This window comes from Synechococcus sp. Lug-A (assembly GCF_024345655.1).
In the GTDB taxonomy this organism is placed as follows: domain Bacteria; phylum Cyanobacteriota; class Cyanobacteriia; order PCC-6307; family Cyanobiaceae; genus MW101C3.
The window spans coordinates 34,440-54,165 of the sequence record NZ_JAGQBN010000008.1; the positions used below are offsets into that span (position 1 = coordinate 34,440).

At 66.3% G+C, this 19,726-nt stretch carries 15 protein-coding genes; 9 read left to right on the forward strand and 6 right to left on the reverse strand.

Translation table 11 applies throughout. The features are described 5' to 3' along the window. Positions 1 to 68: 68 nt before the first annotated feature. The 7 genes from KBY86_RS07455 (at position 69) to KBY86_RS07485 (ending at position 11,518) form a co-directional block, all read left to right on the forward strand. Positions 69 to 1,154 carry an efflux RND transporter periplasmic adaptor subunit gene (locus KBY86_RS07455; RefSeq protein WP_094512488.1) on the forward strand — a complete coding sequence of 362 codons (1,086 nt, stop codon included), beginning with the start codon at positions 69 to 71 and terminating at the stop codon, positions 1,152 to 1,154. Between the two features lie 10 nt (positions 1,155 to 1,164). Then, the gene (locus KBY86_RS07460; protein WP_094512492.1) at positions 1,165 to 4,572 is read left to right on the forward strand and encodes an efflux RND transporter permease subunit; all 3,408 of its coding nucleotides are present in this window, start codon (positions 1,165 to 1,167) and stop codon (positions 4,570 to 4,572) included. Continuing rightward, the gene (locus tag KBY86_RS07465; RefSeq protein ID WP_255140705.1) at positions 4,572 to 4,856 is read left to right on the forward strand and encodes a hypothetical protein; all 285 of its coding nucleotides are present in this window, start codon (positions 4,572 to 4,574) and stop codon (positions 4,854 to 4,856) included. The genes KBY86_RS07460 and KBY86_RS07465 overlap by 1 nt, the downstream gene beginning before the upstream one ends. Positions 4,857 to 5,141: 285 nt before the next feature. Further along, the gene (locus KBY86_RS07470; protein ID WP_255101005.1) at positions 5,142 to 6,155 is read left to right on the forward strand and encodes an efflux RND transporter periplasmic adaptor subunit; all 1,014 of its coding nucleotides are present in this window, start codon (positions 5,142 to 5,144) and stop codon (positions 6,153 to 6,155) included. Further along, entirely contained in the window at positions 6,152 to 9,427 is a 3,276-nt protein-coding gene (locus KBY86_RS07475) for an efflux RND transporter permease subunit (protein WP_094512504.1), read from the forward strand. The genes KBY86_RS07470 and KBY86_RS07475 overlap by 4 nt, the downstream gene beginning before the upstream one ends. 1 nt (position 9,428) lies before the next feature. Then, a complete protein-coding gene (locus KBY86_RS07480) occupies positions 9,429 to 9,725 on the forward strand; it encodes a hypothetical protein (protein WP_255140706.1) in 297 nt (98 codons plus the stop codon). Between the two features lie 62 nt (positions 9,726 to 9,787). Then, on the forward strand, positions 9,788 to 11,518 hold the full coding sequence (locus tag KBY86_RS07485; RefSeq protein ID WP_255140707.1) for a SulP family inorganic anion transporter: 1,731 nt from the start codon (positions 9,788 to 9,790) through the stop codon (positions 11,516 to 11,518). A gap of 172 nt (positions 11,519 to 11,690) precedes the next feature. On the opposite strand, the gene KBY86_RS07490 is transcribed toward KBY86_RS07485, so the two are convergent. Continuing rightward, complete coding sequence (locus tag KBY86_RS07490; RefSeq protein ID WP_255140708.1) at positions 11,691 to 13,352, reverse strand: alpha-D-glucose phosphate-specific phosphoglucomutase; 1,662 nt, start codon at positions 13,350 to 13,352, stop codon at positions 11,691 to 11,693. Between the two features lie 104 nt (positions 13,353 to 13,456). On the opposite strand from KBY86_RS07490, the gene KBY86_RS07495 reads away from it, so the two are divergent. Further along, positions 13,457 to 13,858, forward strand: a complete 402-nt coding sequence (locus KBY86_RS07495; protein ID WP_255140709.1) for a hypothetical protein — start codon at positions 13,457 to 13,459, stop codon at positions 13,856 to 13,858. A 6-nt stretch (positions 13,859 to 13,864) separates the two neighbouring features. Next, positions 13,865 to 14,104 carry a hypothetical protein gene (locus KBY86_RS07500; protein ID WP_094512518.1) on the forward strand — a complete coding sequence of 80 codons (240 nt, stop codon included), beginning with the start codon at positions 13,865 to 13,867 and terminating at the stop codon, positions 14,102 to 14,104. Positions 14,105 to 14,110: 6 nt separating this feature from the next. On the opposite strand, the gene KBY86_RS07505 is transcribed toward KBY86_RS07500, so the two are convergent. The 5 genes from KBY86_RS07505 to KBY86_RS07525 form a co-directional block, all read right to left on the reverse strand. Next, positions 14,111 to 14,563, reverse strand: coding sequence for a hypothetical protein (locus KBY86_RS07505; RefSeq protein WP_255140710.1), 453 nt, complete (start codon positions 14,561 to 14,563; stop codon positions 14,111 to 14,113). 134 nt (positions 14,564 to 14,697) lie between these two features. Beyond that, entirely contained in the window at positions 14,698 to 15,933 is a 1,236-nt protein-coding gene (locus tag KBY86_RS07510; protein WP_255140711.1) for an FAD-dependent oxidoreductase, read from the reverse strand. A 297-nt stretch (positions 15,934 to 16,230) separates the two neighbouring features. Continuing rightward, positions 16,231 to 17,610, reverse strand: a complete 1,380-nt coding sequence (locus tag KBY86_RS07515; protein ID WP_369803018.1) for a phosphatidylserine/phosphatidylglycerophosphate/cardiolipin synthase family protein — start codon at positions 17,608 to 17,610, stop codon at positions 16,231 to 16,233. A gap of 574 nt (positions 17,611 to 18,184) precedes the next feature. Further along, positions 18,185 to 18,346, reverse strand: coding sequence for a hypothetical protein (locus tag KBY86_RS07520; protein WP_198948281.1), 162 nt, complete (start codon positions 18,344 to 18,346; stop codon positions 18,185 to 18,187). A gap of 71 nt (positions 18,347 to 18,417) precedes the next feature. Continuing rightward, on the reverse strand, positions 18,418 to 19,530 hold the full coding sequence (locus KBY86_RS07525) for a DUF4912 domain-containing protein (RefSeq protein ID WP_094512531.1): 1,113 nt from the start codon (positions 19,528 to 19,530) through the stop codon (positions 18,418 to 18,420). Between the last annotated feature and the right edge of the window lie 196 nt (positions 19,531 to 19,726).

Consider the following 19,726-nt stretch of genomic DNA (forward strand, 5'->3'; position numbering starts at 1 on the left):
CATTGACGCGTGGGTCCTTCAGAATCCCCCCAACCAGAGCCTGCTGCGTGATTCTTCCTCTCCGCTCCATGTCAGTTGGAACGGGTGTGTCTCTGGCGGCCGCCCTGCTGGCACTCTCGGGTTGTGGAAGCGGCCCGCCAGCGCCGCAGCAGCGCCAGGTGCAGGTGTCCACCCAGCCGGTGGCGCTGGGTCGCTTCAGCAACGATGTCGACACGATCAGCACCCTGGAGGCGATTGAGGAGGTGCAGCTGGCCGCCCAGACCGCCGGCCGCATCGAGCGCCTGTTCGTGCGTCAGGGCGATGTGGTGCGCCAGGGCCAGCTTCTGCTCGTGCTCGACCAGGCCCAGGTGCGCGCCGATGTGGCCAGCCTGATCGCGCAGCGCGACAAGGACCGGCTCAATTACGAGCGCTTTGAGTTCCTGGTGCGCCAGGGTGCCGCCAGCGCACTGCAGCGTGATCAGCTGCGCGCCGAATACATCCAGTCGCGCGAGGCGGTGGTGGCCCGACAGGCTGACCTCGCCTTCAACAACCTCACCGCGCCGATCGGGGGGGTGATCAGTGACCTGCAGGTGAAGCAGGGCGATGTGATCGCCGCCGGCGCGCCCTTCACCAAGGTGGTGCGCAACGACCGGCTGATGGCCCGCATCGATGTGCCGGGCGCCTTCAGCGACCGGGTGCGGCCCGGCCTGCCGGTGGTGCTCCAGGAGCCGCTGGGCGATCGGGTGCTGGCCAGGGGCGTGGTGGGATCGGTGGACCCGGCCGTCACCCCCGGCACCCAGGCGTTGCTGCTGAAGGCGGAGTTCCCCAATCCCAATGGCGCGTTGCGCACCGGTCTGCGGCTGCGCACCCGCGTGCAGCTGGCGGCTGGCGATGTGCCCTCCGTGCCGTTCGTGGCGGTCACCCAATCGTCGGGTCAGAGCTTTGTGTTCGCGGTGGGAACCCTGCAGGATCTGGAGCGCAACCCCGGCAGGGCCGACCTGGAGGCGCTGCGCAAGTTGCCACCGGGCACCAGCTTCGCCTTGCAGGTGCCGGTGCAGCTCGGTGAGCTGCAGAACAACCGCTATCCGGTGCTCAAGGGCGTGGATCTCAACGATCGGGTGATCACAACCAACCTGCTCACCCTGCGTCACGGCACACCCGTGACGGTGAAGTAGGGAGCCGCCGATGTCTGCTTCCGACAATTTCATCACGCGGCCGGTTCTGACCACCGTCTGCAGCCTTCTGATCGTGATCGGCGGATTGATTGCGATTCCGCTGCTGCCGATCGAGAACCTCCCTGATATTGCTCCGCCCACCGTCACGGTTAATTCCAGTTACAACGGCGCCGATGCGGTGTCGGTGGAGGAGGGGGTCACCAATGTGCTGGAGCAGCAGATCAACGGGGTGGAGAACATGGAGTTCATCACCTCCTCCAGCTCCGCTTCGGGGGCCAGTTCCATCACCGTGTCGTTTGCCAGTGGCACCGACGGTGACATCAACCAGGTGAATGTGCAGAACCGGGTGTCTCAAGCCCAGCCCCAGTTGCCCGAGGAAGTGAGGCAGTCGGGGGTCTTGGTGAACAAAGCCTCCAACTCCATTCTGCTCGTTTATAACTTCGGCAGCGAGGATGCCGCCAATGCCTACAGCACGGAATTCATCAGTGGTCTGCTTGACCAGAACCTGATCGATGAGCTCAAACGGGTGCGTGGGGTGGGCAACATTGCCTACGCCGGTAACCGCAAGCTCGCCTTCCGTCTCTGGCTCGACCCCGACCGGCTCGCGGCCAACAAGCTGAGCTCGGCCGATGTGGTGAACGCGTTGCGCAGCCAGAGCCGTCTGGTGCCGGCCGGCCAGGTGGGCGGCGAGCCTTCACCGGAGGGCCAGCTGTTCACCTTCACCGTGCAACTGCAGGGCCGCCTGCGCAGCACCCAGGAATTCAGCAACCTGATTCTGCGCACCACCGATCAGGGCGGCCTGGTGCGTCTGCGAGATGTGGGCCGGGTGGAGCTGGGGGCGGAAAGCTACGACGCCAATGCCACTGACCTCAGGGCGACACCTTCTGTGGGCCTGCTGGTTTATCAGCTGGGCGGCAGCAATGCTCTGGAGGTGTCAGAGGCGGTGGAGAACGTGATCGAGAACTTCCGGCTCACGATTCCGCCGGGAATGAAGATCGAGAAGATCTACGACACCACCGATTTCATCAACGCGTCCATCAGAGGCGTCACCAACTCGCTGCGGGATGCGGTGGTGCTTGTGGTGCTGATCCTGTTCCTGTTTCTCCAGAACTGGAAAGCCACGCTCGTGCCCGGCATTGCCATTCCGGTGGCGCTGGTGGGTACCTTCCTGTTTGTGAAGGTGGCGGGCTTCTCGCTCAATCAGCTCACCCTGTTCGGCCTGGTGCTGGCCACAGGCCTGGTGGTGGATGACGCGATCACCGTGATCGAAGACACCTCCACCAAAAAGGGGCAGGGCATGACTGCCCTGGAGGCCGCCAAGAGCACGATGAACGAGCTGTTCGGCGCCGTGATTGCCACGTCGCTCGTGCTGTTTGCGGTGTTCCTCCCGGTGCTCTTCTTCCCGGGGGCCACCGGCACGATCTACCAGCAGTTCGCCGCCACGATCATCTTTTCGGTGGCGATCTCCACCTTCAATGCGCTCACCTTTTCCCCCATGCTCTCGGCCCTGCTGCTGGCCAGGGAGGGGGATCCGCCAGGCCGCCGCGCTTACACGATCGCCGGCGGATCCATCGGCTTCATCTACGGCCTGCTGGTGAGTGGCCGCGGGGCTCTGCTGGTGATCGGTGTGGTAGTCGCGGGCCTGCTGCTGGGCTATCTGCTGAGTCTGATCACCCGGCTGCCACTTCGTCTGCCCATCACGATCGGCGCTGCCGTGGTGGGGCTGCTGATGGCCCGGGTGGAAGCGCCGATCACGGTGCTGGTGTTCACCGCGATCGGCGTGCTGGTGGGTTTCTTCCTCGGCCCGATCTTCAAGGGCTTCAACCGGGTCTATGCCTCCGGAGAAGCGTGGTACCAGCGGGCCCTGGGCTGGGTGCTCAGCCGCCGCGCTCTGATCATGGGAGTGCTGGTGGGGGGCGTGGTGCTGACGGGAGTGGCCTTCACCTCAATCCCCTCCGGCTTCGTGCCGATCGAAGACCAGGGCTATGCGATCGGTTTTGTGCAGGCCCCCGATGGCAGCTCCTCTCAGACCACCAGCAAGATCAACGATCAGGTGGCGGAGATCCTTCGCACCGAAAAAGACATCAGTACCGCCTTGCTCATCAGTGGCTTCAGCCTGGATGGCAATGCCCCCAACAAGGGCCTGTTCTTCTTCGGTACCAAGAACTGGGACGTACGTCCCAACCCCGATCAGGCCATGGAGGCGATCGTGGAGAGGCTGAACCGCAAGCTTTCGGTGATCAGTGGCGCTCGGATTTTCGTGGTGGAGCCCCCCGCGATCCCCGGCTACGGCACCTCCGGTGGTTTCGAGTTCCAGATGCTCGACCAGAGCGCCGGCGCCCTCACCCTGCCCGATTTCTTCGCCAGAGCCCAACAGCTGATCGCCAAGGCCACCGCCACCGGTGATTTTGGCCGGGTGTTCACCCAGTTCAGCCCTGAATCTCCGCAGCTGGAGGTGAGTGTCAACCGCGATCAGCTGGCGGCTCTCCAGGTGGATTACGGCCAGGCGATGCAGGCCTTCAGCTTCTATTTCGGTGGTGCCTACATCAACGACACCTTCCAGGAGGGCAAGATCCGGCGTGTCTATGTGCAGTCGGATGAGGCTTTCCGGGCCACGCCGCAGCAGCTCACCTCGCTGTTCGTCAACAATCTCAAGGGTGAACCCGTTCCGTTGGCAGAGGTGTTCACGGTGGAACCTGCCACCGGCCCTTCGGTGATCCCTCACTTCAACCTGTTCCGCTCGATCAAGGTGGAAGGCAGCCCGGCGCCGGGGCGCAGCTCCGGCCAAGCGATCACGGGCATTCAGGACCTGTTCAAGCAGATGGAGGTCAACGGGCTCGGCTTCGACTGGACCGGCCTCTCGCGCGAGGAGATCAAGGCCGGAGCGCTGGCTGTGGTGATCTTCGCTCTCGGCATCCTGGTGGTGTACCTGGTGTTGGCCGCCCAATATGAGAGCTACACCGATCCGATCATCATCCTGATGACCGTGCCCACCGCCATGCTCGGCGCTCTGGCGTTTCTGGCGGCCCGCGGCGAGGTGCTCAACATCTATGCCCAGGTAGGCCTGGTGATGCTGATCGGCCTGGCGGCCAAGAACGGCATCCTGATCGTGGATCTGGCCAACCAGCGCATGGCTGAGGGGGCCACGGCGATGGCGGCGGCGCGGGACGCGGCGGAATCCCGCCTGCGGCCGATCCTGATGACGGCCATCTCGTCTCTGTTTGGCTTTCTCCCCCTGGTGCTGGCCAATGGTGCCGGCGCCCGCAGCCAGGCCTCACTCGGCACCGTGGTGTTCGGTGGCCTCACGGTGGCCACGGTGTTGTCTCTGTTCGTGGTGCCTGTGTTTTACGTGGTGCTGAAGGGATTCGGCTCCGCTGAGGCTTCCAAGCCTGACCAGTTGCCCTCCGCTGCTCCCTGATGGCCTGTCCTCCCGAGCCCCTGCAAGGCCGCCGCATCGTTCTCGCCGGACTTGTGGGGGCCGTGCTCGGTCTTTCCGTCAGCCTCTTTCTTCAGGCCATCGTTGCCCATACACCGGTCACGGTGAGCTCCAGTGCTTTGGTGTGGTTCCGCATCCTGTTGGCCTCCTTCGGCAGCCTGGGTGGCATGGCGATTGAAACCGTGCGACAGCTGCAGGTCACTAACCCGGATCCCGCTTACCACAGGAAGGTTTACCGAACGGGCCGAAGCTGCGAACGGATCTGATCCTTCCGATCGGCACAGTGGGCATCGGTGCCACAAGGTTTACGCGGGTCTGTGATAGGCGATCGCTTTCGCTATCGCATTCCCACGCAACCCATCAACACGCAACGGAGTGGCGATGGGTGTAGACACCACAGCCGTTGTGCGCCAGCCTGGGGCGAACGCATGACCAGGCAGTTGCGGCCACCCACCACCGTTCTGGCGGCATCCTCTCTTCTCTCGCTGGTTGCTCTCATTGGCTGTGCGCCGGCCAAGCTTCCCGAGCAGCCCCCGGCGGCCGTCAGGCTGGTGAATCCACGCACTTCCGTCTTCACCGACTCCGCCGATTACCAGAGCACGCTGGAGGCTATCCGCGAGGTCAAGCTCGCTCCAGAGATCGATGGCCGCATCGTGGCGATGCCGATGCAGGAGGGACAGGCGGTGCGAAAGGGAGAGTTGCTCTTCCGGCTCGACCAGGTGCAGCAGGAGGCCACCACCAATTCGGATCGGGCGGAAGCCCGGAAGGACCTGGTGAACGCCGAGCGTTATATTTTTCTCAACGAGCAGGGTGCCGTAACCACCAAGGAACGTGATTTTTATGTCACCCAGGCTCTGGTGAGCCGTGATCGGCTGCTGTCCTCGAAAGCCACCCTGGGTTACAAGAACGTCACGGCTCCGATCACCGGTCAGGTGGGCAGCATCAACGCCAAGCTTGGTGATGTCGTTCGTGCCGGCGGTGTTGTCACCAGCGTGGTCGACAACTCCCGCCTGTGGGTGCGCCTCGATGTGCCGGGCACCGATGCCGCCCGCGTGAAGGTGGGGATGCCCGTGGTGCTGAGCGCGCCCGATCGCCCCGAGCTCACGGCCCGCGGCGCCGTGAGTTTTGTGGCCCCGTCCCTCGACAAGGAGCGCCAGACCCTGCTGGTGAAGGCCACCTTCGCCAACGACGACGGCGTCCTGCGCAACAGCCAGCGGGTGAACGCCAGGTTGATCTTCTCGCAGGGCAACGCGTTGTCGATTCCCGAGCAGGCGGTGCTGCTCCAGGCCGGCAAGACCTTCGTGTTCCTGGCTGTGAGCCCCGAGGAGGCACGGCAGCGGCTGGGCCGGCCGATTGAGCCACCGCCACCCGCCGGTGCCCTGGTGGCGGTGCAGGTGCCCGTCACCCTGGGCACGCTGCAGGGCGGGATGTTCCCGGTGGCTTCGGGCCTGCAGAGCACCGATTCGGTGATCCTGGGCAACCTGGCCCAGTTGCGCAGTGGCCTGGCTGTGCGCGCCGCCGCTGCAGCGGCGCCTGCTTCCGCCCCCCCGGCGGCCCGTCAATGAGCCTTTCGGACACCTTCATCCGCCGCCCCGTGCTCAGCACGGTGTGCAGTGTGCTCATCCTGCTGGCAGGCGTGATCGCCCTGCCCCTGCTGCCGATCGAGAACCTGCCGGACATCGCTCCGCCCACGATTCAGGTGAACGCCAACCTGCCCGGGGCCGATGCGCTCACGGTGGAAAGCGCCGTGACCGGGCCGCTTGAGGAGCAGATCAACGGGGCGCCGGGGATGGATTACATCACCTCCACCAGCACCGGGGAGGGCAGCAGCCAGATCAACGTCTACTTCAAGCCGGGCACGAACGCGGACATCGATCAGGTGAACGTGCTGAACCGCGTTCAGACCGCCACCCCGCAATTACCGCCCCAGGTGAATGCTCAAGGGGTCACGGTTCAGCAGACCTCCGGCAGCTACCTCCTCGTTTACAACCTCACGTCCACAGCAGGCCAGTTCGACGGCACCTTCTTGAACGGGCTCCTGCAACTGAATCTTGTGTATCCGCTCACGCGCGCGGATGGTGTCGGCCAGGTGAACATCTTCGGGGCCAGTGATCCCGCCTTCCGCCTCTGGGTGGATCCACTACGACTGGCCCGTTTCAACCTTTCCATCACCGATGTGGTGAATGCGCTGAAATCTCAGAACGTGGTGGTGATCGCTGGCAGCGTGGGCGGCCCGCCCTCACTGCCTACAAACCGCTCCACCTTCCCGATTCTGGTGAACGGCAATCTGGAGACAGTTGGTGACTTCGAAAAACTCATTCTCTCCAAGGGCCCCGACGGTGGATTGATTCGTCTGGGGGATGTGGGCCGCGCAGAATACGCCTTTCAGAACTTCAATCAGGCCGCCATCAACGCCATCAGCGGCTACCCATCGGTGGGCTTCGGGGTGATCCAGTTGCCTGGCAGCAATGCGATTACTACAGCGGATGCGGTGGATGAGGTGCTCACCCAGTTCCGCAACTCCCTGCCGCCAGGTGTGGTGCTGGAGAAGGTGTTTGACCAGACCGACTTCATCAATGCCTCGATCGAAGGGGCCCTCGATGCCCTGCGCGATGCGGTGGTGCTGGTGTTGCTGATCATCTTCCTGTTTCTGCAGGATTGGAAGGCCACGGCCGTGCCGGCCCTCGCCCTGCCCATCGCCCTGCTGGGGGCGATGGTGTTCGTGAAGGCGTTCGGCTTTTCGATCAACGAACTCACGCTCCTGGGCATCATCCTGGCCACCGGCCTGGTGGTGGATGACGCGATCGTGGTGGTGGAGGCCGTGTCGGCGCGCATCGAAGCCGGCGACCCACCGTTTGTGGCGGCCTCCAATGCCATGAAGGAACTCACTGGCGCCATCTTGGCCACCGCCCTGGTGCTGCTGGCCGTGTTCGTGCCTGTGGCCTTCTTCCCGGGCGCCACCGGCGTGATTTACCGGCAGTTCGCGCTCACGATCGTCTTCTCGATCATCGTGTCCACCTTCAATGCGATCACCGGCAAGCCTCTGCAATCGGCGTTGCTGCTCGGTGGCGGCAAAACCGAACCCAGGGGCTGGCGTTGGACGGCGATCGGCGGGGCCTTCGGGGCGTTGTACGGCACCCTGGCCGGCGGCTGGCTGCTGGCTGTGGTGCTGGGCCTGGTGGGGGCCGTGGTGGGCACCTTCCTGATGCCCATCTTCACGGCCTTCAACAAGGTGTTCGATCAGGTGGCCCGTGGCTATGCCGCCCTGCTTCAACAGGTGATCCGGCTTAGGCGGCTGGTGCTGGCGGCGTTGCTGGGCGGGGTGCTGCTCACCGGCGCCGCCTTCGTGCTGATTCCCACCGGTTTCGTTCCCACCGAAGACCAGGGCTATGGCCTTGGCATCATCCAGTTGCCGGCCCAGTCGTCGATCGAGGCCACCATGGCGGTGGCGGATGAGGCCCGCAGGATCATCGCCAAGGAGCCTGATGTGGTGTCCGGAGAACTGGTGGGTGGGGCCGGATTCAACGGCGGCTCGTTGAACCAGGGCATCTTCTTCTTCGGCTTCAAGCCGATCGAGGAACGCACCAGCCCGGAGCAATCGGCGAATGCCATCATCGGGCGGATGAACCAGGCCTTCGCCAAGATTCCCGGGGCGATTGTGCTCGCTCAGGCGCCCGCGGCCGTGCCTGGCTTCGGCGCCCAGGGGGGGCTCTCCTTCCAGTTCAACGACCTCAGCAATGGCGGCTACAGCCCCACCGAACTGGCCGGCCTCGCCAAGCAACTGATCGCCAAGGCCAGGGGCACCGGCACCTTCGGCAACCTCTACACCCAGTTCGTCAGTGATGCGCCGGTGTGGCGCCTCGACGTGGACCGCGACCGCATGGCCTCGCTCGACATCGACTTCAGTGCCGCCATGGAGGCCCTGGGTACCCTCACGGGCGGCAGCTTCGTGAACCAGACCTACGAGCAGCAGCAATACCGGCAGGTGTATGTCCAGGCCGATGCGAGCCACCGCACCATGATCCAGGACCTCAACAATCTCTATGTGAGCAACCGCTCCGGTGGGCTGGTGCCTCTTTCCAACGTGGTGAAGGCCCGCCTCGACAGCGCCCCGCCGATCATCAGCCACTTCGATCTCTATCGCACCGTGCTGATTCAGGGGGTGGAGGCCGCCGGCAAGAGCAGCGGCCAGGCGATCGATACGATCGCGGCGGTGTTCCGCCGGCTCAATTTCGCCAACATCGGCTCAGCCTGGTCGGCGTTGACCCGATCGGAGGTGCAGGCCGGCGCCCTGGCCATCCTGGTGTTCGCGCTGGGGATCGTGGTGGTGTACCTGGTGCTCTCCGCTCAGTACGGCAGCTACATCGATCCGCTGATCATCCTGATGACGGTGCCCCTGGCCATGCTCGGGGCGCTGATGTTCCTTGTGTTGCGCGGCCAGGTGAACAACGTGTACGCCCAGGTGGGCCTGGTGACATTGATCGGCCTGGCGGCCAAGAACGGCATCCTGATCGTGGATCTGGCCAACCAGCGCATGGAGCAGGGCATGAGCTCCGCCGAAGCGGCCATGGCGGCCGCCTGCTCTCGCCTGCGCCCGATCCTGATGACGGCCATGGCGGCATTGGCCGGTTTCTTCCCCCTGCTGGTGGCCAGCGGTGCCGGCGCCCTCAGCCAGCAGTCGCTGGGGGCCGTGATCTTCGGTGGCTTGCTGGTGGCCACGGTGCTCAGCCTGTTTGTGGTGCCCTCCTTCTATGTGCTGATGAAGCAGCTGGAAGCCTCCTGGTTCCCCGCCAGCCAGGCCACCGAACCGGTGCTGCCGTCAGGCCCGGCCGCCTGAGATGCCCCTGCCCCGCCCTGCCGGCTACCGTCCGCGCCGCCAGTTGCGGGTGGATTGCCGCCGCATCGCCCTGGCCGGATGTCTCTATGCCCTCGCCGTGCTGGTGCTGCTGGTGTTGGCCCACCACGCCTCGCGCACCCCTGGTGAACTTCTGCCGACCATCCACCCCCGCTTCTGGGCTCTGGTGATCGGCATGGCGGGCTTCTGCGGCGCCTGGGGAGAAACGCTGCGGCAGATCAGCCTCACCCGCCGCGGCCAACCTGGCGCGCCGCTGGACGAACGCGGAGACGACTTCTGAGGGCCGGCCGCGAGCCCCACAACCGGCCCGCCCCGCACACGGACGGTCCGCACGTGCTGGGTGTGGCGCTGCTGAGGGGCATGCTGCCGGTCCGCCGCTCCGGCCTCGCCGACGACCTGCTCGCCGGGCTCACCCTGGCGGCTCTGGCCATTCCCGAGGTGATGGGCTACACCCGCATCTCGCACACCCCTGTGGTGACCGGGCTTTACACCCTGCTGATCCCGGTGCTGGCCTTTGCCGTGTTCGGCGCCTCCCGCCAGCTGGTGGTGGCGGCCGATTCCGCCACCGCCGCGATCCTGGCGGCCACGCTCAGCGCGGTGGCGGCGCCAGGTTCCAGCGCCTATGTGCAGCTCACCTCGGCGGTAGCCCTGCTGGTGGGGGCCATGCTTGTGCTTGCCACCTGGCTGCGGCTGGGCTTTCTTGCAGACTTCCTTTCCCGCAGTGCTCTGATCGGCCTGCTCACTGGGATCGGCCTGCAGGTGGCCGCCGGCGAGCTCAGTGGCCTGCTGGGTCTGGAGAAGCAAGGGGACGGATCGTTCGCGCAGATCCTCTCGGTGCTGCAGCGGCTGGGGCAGGCCAGCGGCGTGTCCCTGCTGCTGGCGGTGCTGGTGCTGGTGGTGATCGCTGGCTGCAAGCGCTGGTCGCCGCGGCTGCCTGGGGCTCTGATCGCGGTGGTGGCCACGATCGTGGCCAGTGCCGCGCTCGATTTCCAGCACCACGGCCTGGAGGTGGTGGGCGCGGTTCCCCATGGTCTGCCGCAGCTGGCCTGGCCCACGCTGCAGGCCGCCCAGCTCAATCAGGCCCTCACCACCGCCGCTTCCTGCTTTGTGGTGATTCTTGCCCAGAGTGCTGCCACGGCCCGGGCCTATGCCCAGCGGCATCACGAACGTGTGGATCAGAATGGCGATCTGATCGGCCTGGCCATCGCCAACCTGGGCGCGGCGCTCTCCGGGACGTTCGTGGTCAACGGCAGCCCCACCAAGACGGAAATGCTGGATGCCGCCGGCGGCCGCAGCCAGGTGGCGCACTTCACCATGGCCACGGTGGTGCTGGCGGTGCTGGCTTTTTTCACCGATCCGCTCGGCTTTCTCCCGGCTGTGGTGTTGTCGACGATCGTGTTTGTGATCGGCCTGAAGTTGATCGATCTTCGTGGCCTGCGTGAGCTCTACCGGTTGCAGCGCAGCGAGTTCGTGATTGCCATCCTCACCGCCCTCTGTGTGGCGCTGCTGGGGGTGATGCAGGGGATTCTGCTGGCAGTGGGCCTGTCGTTGATCGATCAGGTGCGGCACACCTACAGGCCCCGAACGCGCCTGTGGGCCCATGACGCCGACCGGGGCTGGCACACAGTGCCGGTGGCGGCGGGGGTGTTTGCGGCGCCGGGCATCGTGGCCTATCGCTTCGAGGCCAATCTGTTTTATGCCAACGCCAGCGCCTTCATGGAGGAGGTGCTGAACCTGATCACACTCAATGGCCCGGACCTCAAGGGGCTGGTGATCGATGCCTCCGGTATCGATGCGGTGGATTATTCAGCCGCCAAGACATTGATGGATCTCCAGGCCGAGTTCCAGCGCCGTCAGTTGTTTCCGGTGTTCGTGGTGAGCGCTGACGAGCTGTTGGCCAAACTGTCGCGCTATGGCTTCACCCCCCACGGCAAGCCCTATCGCACCGTCAAGAAGGCGATCCGGGCGCTGTCGGCGCAGCTTGCCCAGCAGGATGCCACCAGCTCGGCGGCGACCAGACCGACGACGGCAGCGCTTGACCCCGCGGACGATGCTGCCGCCCCGGAGGATTGAGTTGGAGACGATGCCAAGCCGGAAGAAGGCCCAGTCCCAGTTTTAGGTCCAGGCACTGAACCAGATACAGGCGTAATCCCTGCCCTAGGCACAGAACTAGGTCCAGGTCCAGTTCCCGGCCAAGGCCCAGAACCAGGTCAAGACCCAGGCCCGCGCCGGATCGAACCGCCGATCAGGTGATCACCGTGGGCTGATCCATGCCGGTGCGGCTGCGGATCTCGGCCAGGCCATCGGCGGCGTTGATCAGATCGGCGAGGGCCGCCTGGGGATCCTGGGCCAGGTTGCCGCCGGAGGGCACGAAGCTCTCGAGGTAAAGGCGCAGAGTGGCGCCCTGGGTGCCGGTGCCGGAGAGGCGGAAGACCACCCGGCTGCCGTCGTCGAGCAGCAGGCGCAGACCCTGCCCCCGCGTTGTCGATTGATCCACCGGATCGTCGTAGCTGAAGTCGTCGGCGGTGGCGATCGAGCGACCGGCAAAGCCGGTGCCCTTCAAGGAGGGCAGCAGGGCATGAAGGCGGTCGTAGAGGCCGTGGGCGCGGTCGCTGGCGATGGCTTCGTAATCGTGGCGGGAGTAGTAGTGGCGGCCGAAGCGGGCCCAGTGACTGGCCATCACCTCGGCCACTGAGCAGCGGCGCCGGGCCAGGATCTGCAGCCAGAACAGCACCGCCCACAGCCCGTCTTTTTCGCGGATGTGGTTGCTGCCGGTGCCGAAGCTTTCCTCGCCGCAGAGGGTGATCCGGCCGGCATCCAGCAGGTTGCCGAAGAACTTCCAGCCCGTGGGCGTTTCGTAGCAGGGGAGCCCCAGCTCGGCAGCCACCACATCCACCGCAGCGCTCGTGGGCATCGAGCGGGCCACGCCCGCCAGGCCGCCGGCATATCCCGGTGCCAACGTCGCGTTGGCGGTGAGCACCGCCAGGCTGTCGCTGGGGTTCACGAAACAGCGGCGGCCCAGGATCATGTTGCGATCGCCATCGCCATCGCAGGCGGCGCCGAAGCTGTAGGCATCGCCCTTCAGCAGCAGATCCGCCAGCTCATGGGCATAGGTGAGGTTGGGGTCGGGGTGCCCGTCGCCGAAATCCTCGAGGGGGATGCCGTTGCGCACCGTGCCTGCGGGTGCCCCCAGCAGCCCTTCGAACAAGCGGCGGGCGTAGGGGCCGGTGACGGCGTGCATGGCATCGAAGGCCACCGGGAAGTCACCCGCCAGCAGGTCGGCGATCGCGTCGAAGTCGAACAGGCTCTCCAGCAGCGTCAGATAGTCGTCCACGCCGTCGATCACCTCCACCTGCAACCCGCCGATGTGGTGGGTGCCGGGCGCCTCCAATGGCAAGGGGCTGCCCTCCACGATCCGGTAGCCGTCGAGGGTCTGGGTGACGGCGTAGATGGCGTCGGTGATCGATTCCGGCGCCGGACCACCGTTCGCCCCGTTCACCTTCACACCGAAGTCGCCGTCGGGACCGCCGGAGTTGTGGCTGGCCGAGAGGATGATGCCGCCGATCGCCGCGTGCCTGCGGATCAGGTGGGAGGCGGCGGGGGTCGAGAGGATGCCGTCGGTGGTGGTGATCAGCCGGGCCAGGCCGTGGGCGGCGCCCATGCGGCAGATCACATCGATGGCCTGGCGGTTGCCGTAACGGCCATCGCCCCCGAGGATCAAGGTGCCGCCCTCCACGCCAGGAAGCACCCGGAACACAGCTTCCACGAAGCTTTCCAGGTAGTGGGCCTGCTGGAACTGCCTGGTGCTTTTACGCAGCCCGGAGGTGCCCGGTTTCTGGTCGGTGAACGGGCTGGCCAGCGTCACGCGGCAGGAGGCAACAGAGCCTGCGGAAGCGCTGCTCGTCATCGGGCCAACTGTGTGGGGGTCCAACGTAACCCTGCCTCCTGTGAGGCAGATCCGGGCGACCTCGGTAGCGTGCGCAAGGACACCCCCCTTCGCTTTTCCGGCCCGTGACCCTGTTCACTCCCGTCCTGCGTCGTCCGCGGGGCCGATACGCCCTGGTGACGTCCCTGCTGGCCGCCATCGCCCTGGTGGGAGCGCCTTCCCTCCCGGCCCGTGGCGGTGTTCCTGCGGCTGCTCCATCGCCTGCCCTCGCCCAGGCGATCAACCGCACCCGGGAGGCCGCCCAAGCGGTGCTCGATCAATCGGGCACGGAGCATTGCCTGCGCGGCAAGCTCACCAACGCACTCCTGGGGCTCTCCGCCAGTTGCGCCGGTGCCGCCTCGCCGCTCTGTGAGCTGGCTGATCGCGTGGTGGTCACCACCGGCTGGTCGGTGACGTTCATGGAAACGACAGCGCGTCAGCTGCTGGCGCTGGCAGCCCCGCCTGCAGGCCCTCACACCCAACCCTGACCGCCGATGGACATCGAACGCACCGGCGGCAAGCCCCTGACCGCGGAGCAGCAGGCCCTGCTGGATCTCTTCCGCGCCAAGGTGGACGAGGTGATCAAGTACCGCGGTCTCTCCGAATCCGACGTGAAGCGTCTGGTCAAGGAGGTGCGGGCCCATCCTGATTGCGGTCCTGAAATCCTCGCCACCGTGTTCGCCGAGCTGAGCGAACGGATGCCCGGTTCCCGCCTCAGCTACGACTGGGACTGACCCGCGTCAGGAGCCACCGGCGCCGGCGGGCCGCCCGCTGCCGGCTCCATGCCCACCAGCGGCGGGCGGACGGCGGGGGCCATCGTCCTGCTTCCTGGTGCTGGCGGCGCTGGGTTGCTGGCAGCGCTTGAGCAGTTGTTCACCCGCCCGATCGAGGTCGTCGCGGCGCTGGAAGCTGTTGGTGGCGGCCGGCTCGGCCTGCTGCACGATGCTCCACACCGTGTCCTTGCAGAATGAGGTCAGCAGGGGGTTGTCCATCAGCGGATCCGCGAGGCTGCGGGCGCGGCTGCAGGGTTCGGCACCGTTCTCGCGGGAGCAGGCGAAGGTGGCCAACTGAATCGTGCGCAACTCCGCCGTGGTGGGAAACGCCGGCGGCTTGGGCCTGGCCGCGGCGACGGGGCTGGCCCCCGTCAGGGCTCCAGCCGCCAGCCAACCACCCAGCAGCCAGCCGGCGCCCACAGGTCCAGTCCATGGCGGGAGCCTTCGGGAGATGGCGGAGCGCCAGATGGGGAGGCGGTGCCGGGACATGGGGCGCGGAGGGGTAGCCCGCTCATCATGACCGCAGCGGCCGTGATGCTGGGGTAACGCCGTGGTCACACGCGCAGTCGCACCGGCAGGAAGCCGTCGCGGAGCGGTGCCTGGCGCCGCACCCAGAGCGCCTTCACCAGGGGGCCGGCCAGGGGCGCCAGTGGCGCGAGCAGAAAGCGCAGATCCGGCCGCCGCCGCAAAAGATCGCCCTGGGCCGCCTCGGCCTGCTGGGCCCGCTGCGCCAGCTGGATCTCCGCCTGCCGCTCCTGCTGAATCCGGGGCAGCACCGCATCGATGGCCTGCGTGCCGGCGCCCTGCTGCAGCGGCGGCACCAGCCAGTTGGCCGCCACGATCGCGTCGCGGAGCGCCATGTTGATGCCCTGCGCCCGCACCGGGCTCATCGGGTGGGCGGCATCTCCGAGCAGCAGCAGGCCGGGCTCCTGCCAGCGCGGGCAGCAGCCCACCTGCACCGACAGCGCCTCCGGACCCCGGATCGCAGCAGCATGGCCCCGAACGTGGGCGGCCAGCCAGTCGGGCGCCAGGGAGGCGAAGGCCTCTGCCCACTCCAGCGACGTGCGCGTGATCCGCTCGCCAGGGCCCACCAGCCAGCCCAGCTGCAGCTCGCCGCCTTCTGCGGCGGGAAAGACGCTGCAGCCGCCGCCGGGGCCGAGCAGCACCATGAAGCGGTTGTCGGCGCTGCAGCGCGGCTGGGCGGGCAGCCGGAACCAGAGCACGTCGATCGGGCTGGGAGCGCTGACGATCGGCAGGCCGGCCGCGCGCCGCAGGCCCGAGCTGCGGCCATCGCAGGCGATCACCAGATCGGCGGCCAGCACCCGATCGCCGGAGAGCCGCACCCCATCGACGCGCCCCTGTCGGCGCACGAGGCCCTGCACGGTTTCCCCCGGCCTCCAGCTGAAGCTCTCGTTCCGGCAGGCCCGCTGCACCAGCGCCTCCAGCAGGGCCGGCTGGGGCACGAGCGTGCACGGTCTTGTGCTGCCCAGTGGCTCGGCGGCGTCGAACAGCTCGCGCCCGTTGATCCAGAACGACCACCCCGCCAGCGCCCGTTGGGGCAGACCGGCCAGTAGGGGCTCCAGACCCATCTCGGCGAGCGCCTCCAGCCCGCAGGGCATCAGCCCTTGGCCGCGGAACTGGCGATCGAAGCGGCGGGTCGCCTCCACCAGCGTGACCCTCAGGCCCCGCTCCGCCAGCAGCAGGCCAAGGGAGGCACCGGCAGGGCCGGCGCCCACGATCACAACATCGCTGCGGGAAGGGGCGGCAGCGGCGGAGGAGGCGACGGGCAAGGGGTGGAGCGGCCGGGTGGCGGTCGGTGGGGCGCAGGGCTGCCCAGACCCATGGTGGGACCCACGTGGATGAATTGCGTGGGTGGGGTGCACGGCAATGGTGCGCACCCTGTTCGTATAGAGAGACGCTGGATCCGCTTTCCGTGATGCAGATGGTGGGCCTTTCTGCCGTCACAGCCGCTTATCTCCACGACCTTTCGGAGCGCCTGGCCTGGAAGCTTTCCGGTTGAGAACGGCGCGATCAGCCCGGCGCTACTCGTTGCTACGGATCCGGCGCTGGGATGGCTTCATGCCGCGTCAACTGCGCTGCTCACCGATGCCGCAGCGTTGCCTGCTTTGTTGAAGCTTGCGCTGCAGTCGTGGCGTCAGTCCCAGCTCGGCCCCTTGCCACAGTTGATCCATTTCGCGGTTGAAGTGGGCGGCCAGCTGCGGTGAGCGGATGATCATCAGGGTTTCGTCATTGCCATGGGCCGCTGATGGACTCCAGTTGAAAGAGCCGGTGATCACGCTGCGGTCATCGATCACTGCCACCTTGTGGTGCAGCTTGTCGCCCCGGGCCAGCCGCGGCGTGCCTACCCCAGCGAGGGGATGGGCCAGGGGCGCGTTGCCCGCTTCCCGTTTGCAGCGGTGATCGGCCATGGCCAGGCCCAGCAGGTCGAGCACCTCCGAGAAGGAGCGGGTGGCGAAGCCTGGATCTGCCAGCACCCGGATCCGTACCCCCTGCTGGTGCAGTTGGGCGATGCGATTGGCCAGATTCTGGGCAGAGAACACGAACAGATTGAGATCGAGGCGCTGCTGCGCCTGGCCCAGTTCCGTCTCGATCAGGGCGAGGCCGTTGCGGGGATCGCGACGCCGGTGTGGTGCGAACAGCACTTCCACCTTGGTGGGGCCCACCATCACCTGCTGGAGGTCCCCGTTGTCCTTGCCGATGCCGAAGCGGCTGTTCGGCAAGCCGCCAGGGCCATCGCCCCAGAGACGGGAAAACTCGTGGTTGAACACAGTCGCCAGGGGGCGGCTGTCGATCCGCAGCAGGTGGTTGGCATTGCCCCGGGTGCGCCCATCATTGAGGTCGCCGTGAATGCAGGAGGGGGTGAAATTCGCCGAGCCGGTCACCACCCAGCGGCCATCCACCACGAGAAACTTGTGGTGCATCAGACCGCTGCCGGCGCTGCCATCGGCGGTGTCATCGAGCAGGGGCACACCGCCGCGCCGCAGCAGCGCCACCGCATCCCCCTGTTGCCGTTCCTCCAGGCTGAGCACCCCGTCACGGTTGCTGTCCGCCAGTGCCTTCAACTGGTGGTGCCGGCTGCGCTGGCGGCTGTCGAGATCCACCGGGTGCTCTTCGCTCCACGGCCGGCTGTAGGTGTTCTCCAGCACCACCTTCACACTGACCCCGGCATGCTGTTTGGCCACCAGCGCCCGCGAGACCTCCGGCAGGCTGAGCTCCTGCACCGCCACGAGGATCTCCCGTTGGGCGCGAGCGATCGTATCGAGCAGCATCTGCTCGAGGTTGTCGCCATTGCGCTTCAGGCCACTGACCGGGCTGCGGTAGTGACGGTCAACCCTGTGGTTGAACGCCACCTCCATGCCCGGCGGCAAAGACAGATCGGAGGGAGGCTGCCCGGTGATGCGCGCGGCGCCGCTGCAACCGGCCAGGCTGAGCATCAACCCGCCCAGGGCGAGCACGGTGACTCCGGACCTCCGCCGCGTCCTTGCGACGTTCGGCAACTCCCCAGCAGCGGGTGGTCGCCGGCACGGCGAAGGGATGCGAAGCAGCACGTGCGCTGGCACTGGCTTGGGCACGGGCGGACGGCGTGAACTCAGCTGAGCGTTCCCAGCCTGCCGCCATTCGGTACGGACAAAAGCGCTCTGCTGCAACCGCCGGCCGAAGGCCTCGGGAATGCAAGAGAGCGCTGGATAGAGACAATGAGAGCAACAAACCCTCGGCACAGCTCATGATCAGCGCCGTGCAGACAGAAGCAATGCGATCAGGAGATGGCGGACAGTGGTCTGGGTTTAGCTGCTTGCACGTGGCAGTTGGAAGCTGACAGCCTGTAATCACAGGCTCGAGATGCAACTCCTCCGGTGTTCAAGAGCAACACGTGAGGGAGTAGATCGCCCGGTCAAGGGGGGGTGAGATCCTCGTCAGGCTGTGATTACCGCCAGCAGATGATCAACTGAACAGGATTCTGGGATCCTGATGAGTTCATGGTCGACTTCAGCGCCTCAACACAGGGCGCAACGGGCAAGCTCAGTGGTGGCCAGGCATCTCGGCAGTGCGCAGCATGGCCACAAACCACACGCAGCTGGCGGCCACTGCTACGCCCACACCGGTGCTCACCCCGAAACGCACCATCAGCACGGGCACCACGAGGGGCAGTACCACCGCTCCCACCAGCGGGGTGAAGGCCACGAAAGCCTTCAGAGCCGCGCGTGAGTCAGAGTGAGCCGCAGTAGCGGCCGAATCCTCGCTGGGCGGTGGGGTCAGAACCATTCGGCCACGGCCTGGCTGGCCGGGTTGCTGTTGTCTTCGGGGGTGAAGCGCTCAAACTGCAGGGTGATGTTGCGCTTTTGCTCGCCATCGGCGGCAACCGCCTGGATGGGATAGAGCTGCTGGCCGTCGCGGAACGGAACCTGCACCCGGAAGGTGCCTTCGGCGGAGAGCGGCACCACCTCAGAGCCGATCGTGAGCTGGGCGGAAGGATCTGTGGCGCCGTAGACAATCAGCTCAGCATCAGCCACGAGCCAGAAGGAGCGCTGGCGGGGAGCCACTCCACCCACGCCGGATTCATTACGACCACTGGCCCAGGCACCGACGCCGGAGTCGCTGAGCGCGCGCCGCTGATGATCCGCCCCTGAATCCTCCACTTCGTGGAAGGCTTCAGAGCCGCGACCGAAGTGTTTCCAGCGCACGGTGGCCGTTTGATAGAGCCGTTCGTGCAGGCCGTTGTCGGCATAGTCGGCGGGAGCGGGCAGGCTGCCCGGTGCAGGTGCCACATCAAGGGAAAAGGGCACGAACTGATCAAGGATCTGCTCGCTCGGATGAAGGGCGGGAACGCGTGCCACCGAGGAGAAGGCCAGGGAGATCCAGCCGCCGCCGATCTTGCGATAGCCCAGCTCAAGCCTGTAGTCGCGGTCGCTCAGGGGCACCGGCAGGTACCACTCCGAGGCATGGCTGTCGACGGGAACTTCCTGCAGCGTGTGGGGATGGGCGGCGCCCTCGCTCAGACCGGTGACGTCGGCGACCCGCAGGCAGAGCTGGCTGGCACCCACATTGAGGGCCTGGCGCCGATCAGCTTCGGCGATTTCCCAGAACACGTAGGCCCATTGGGGATCGCGGGGCAGGAACACCACCCGGGTCTGGGCGGTGGGACGGGGGGCCGGCTCGAAGCTGGCTTCCAGATCCGCCAGGGTGGCGGGTGAGGCGGGTTCACCGCTGGCCCCACCGGAGGCAGCGGCTTCACTGAAGCCAGTGCTCGCGGCCTGGGCCGACGGCTGGCGGGTGGTGATTTCCGTGACCAGCTCGTCTTTGGATTTACGGCTGTACAGGCTCACACCCAGATCACTGGCGATCTGGCGGAGTTGCCTGAGCGTCATACGAGCGAGGGCATTGAGGGCCTGGGTCACCTGATCTCCAGCTTTTGTTTGGGATCAGTCTGGGGGTAGATCCCCGGTTTTGACGTGGTTCCCCGCCGCTGCGTCAGCAAGCTCTGACGGCCCCTGTGTCCTCCCGGCGGCGTTGGACACAAAAAAACGGCGGGGGACCGCCGTTTGCTGCTCTGGGAGCCAGGAG

Bases quoted from the DNA above. Each gene is read 5' to 3' on its own strand.
- KBY86_RS07455 (WP_094512488.1), top strand. From the start codon at position 69: ATGTCAGTTGGAACGGGTGTGTCTCTGGCGGCCGCCCTGCTGGCACTC.
- KBY86_RS07500 (WP_094512518.1), top strand. From the start codon at position 13,865: ATGGACATCGAACGCACCGGCGGCAAGCCCCTGACCGCGGAGCAGCAG.
- KBY86_RS07465 (WP_255140705.1), top strand. From the start codon at position 4,572: ATGGCCTGTCCTCCCGAGCCCCTGCAAGGCCGCCGCATCGTTCTCGCC.
- KBY86_RS07480 (WP_255140706.1), top strand. From the start codon at position 9,429: ATGCCCCTGCCCCGCCCTGCCGGCTACCGTCCGCGCCGCCAGTTGCGG.
- KBY86_RS07525 (WP_094512531.1), bottom strand. From the start codon at position 19,530: ATGACGCTCAGGCAACTCCGCCAGATCGCCAGTGATCTGGGTGTGAGC.
- KBY86_RS07475 (WP_094512504.1), top strand. From the start codon at position 6,152: ATGAGCCTTTCGGACACCTTCATCCGCCGCCCCGTGCTCAGCACGGTG.
- KBY86_RS07490 (WP_255140708.1), bottom strand. From the start codon at position 13,352: ATGACGAGCAGCGCTTCCGCAGGCTCTGTTGCCTCCTGCCGCGTGACG.
- KBY86_RS07460 (WP_094512492.1), top strand. From the start codon at position 1,165: ATGTCTGCTTCCGACAATTTCATCACGCGGCCGGTTCTGACCACCGTC.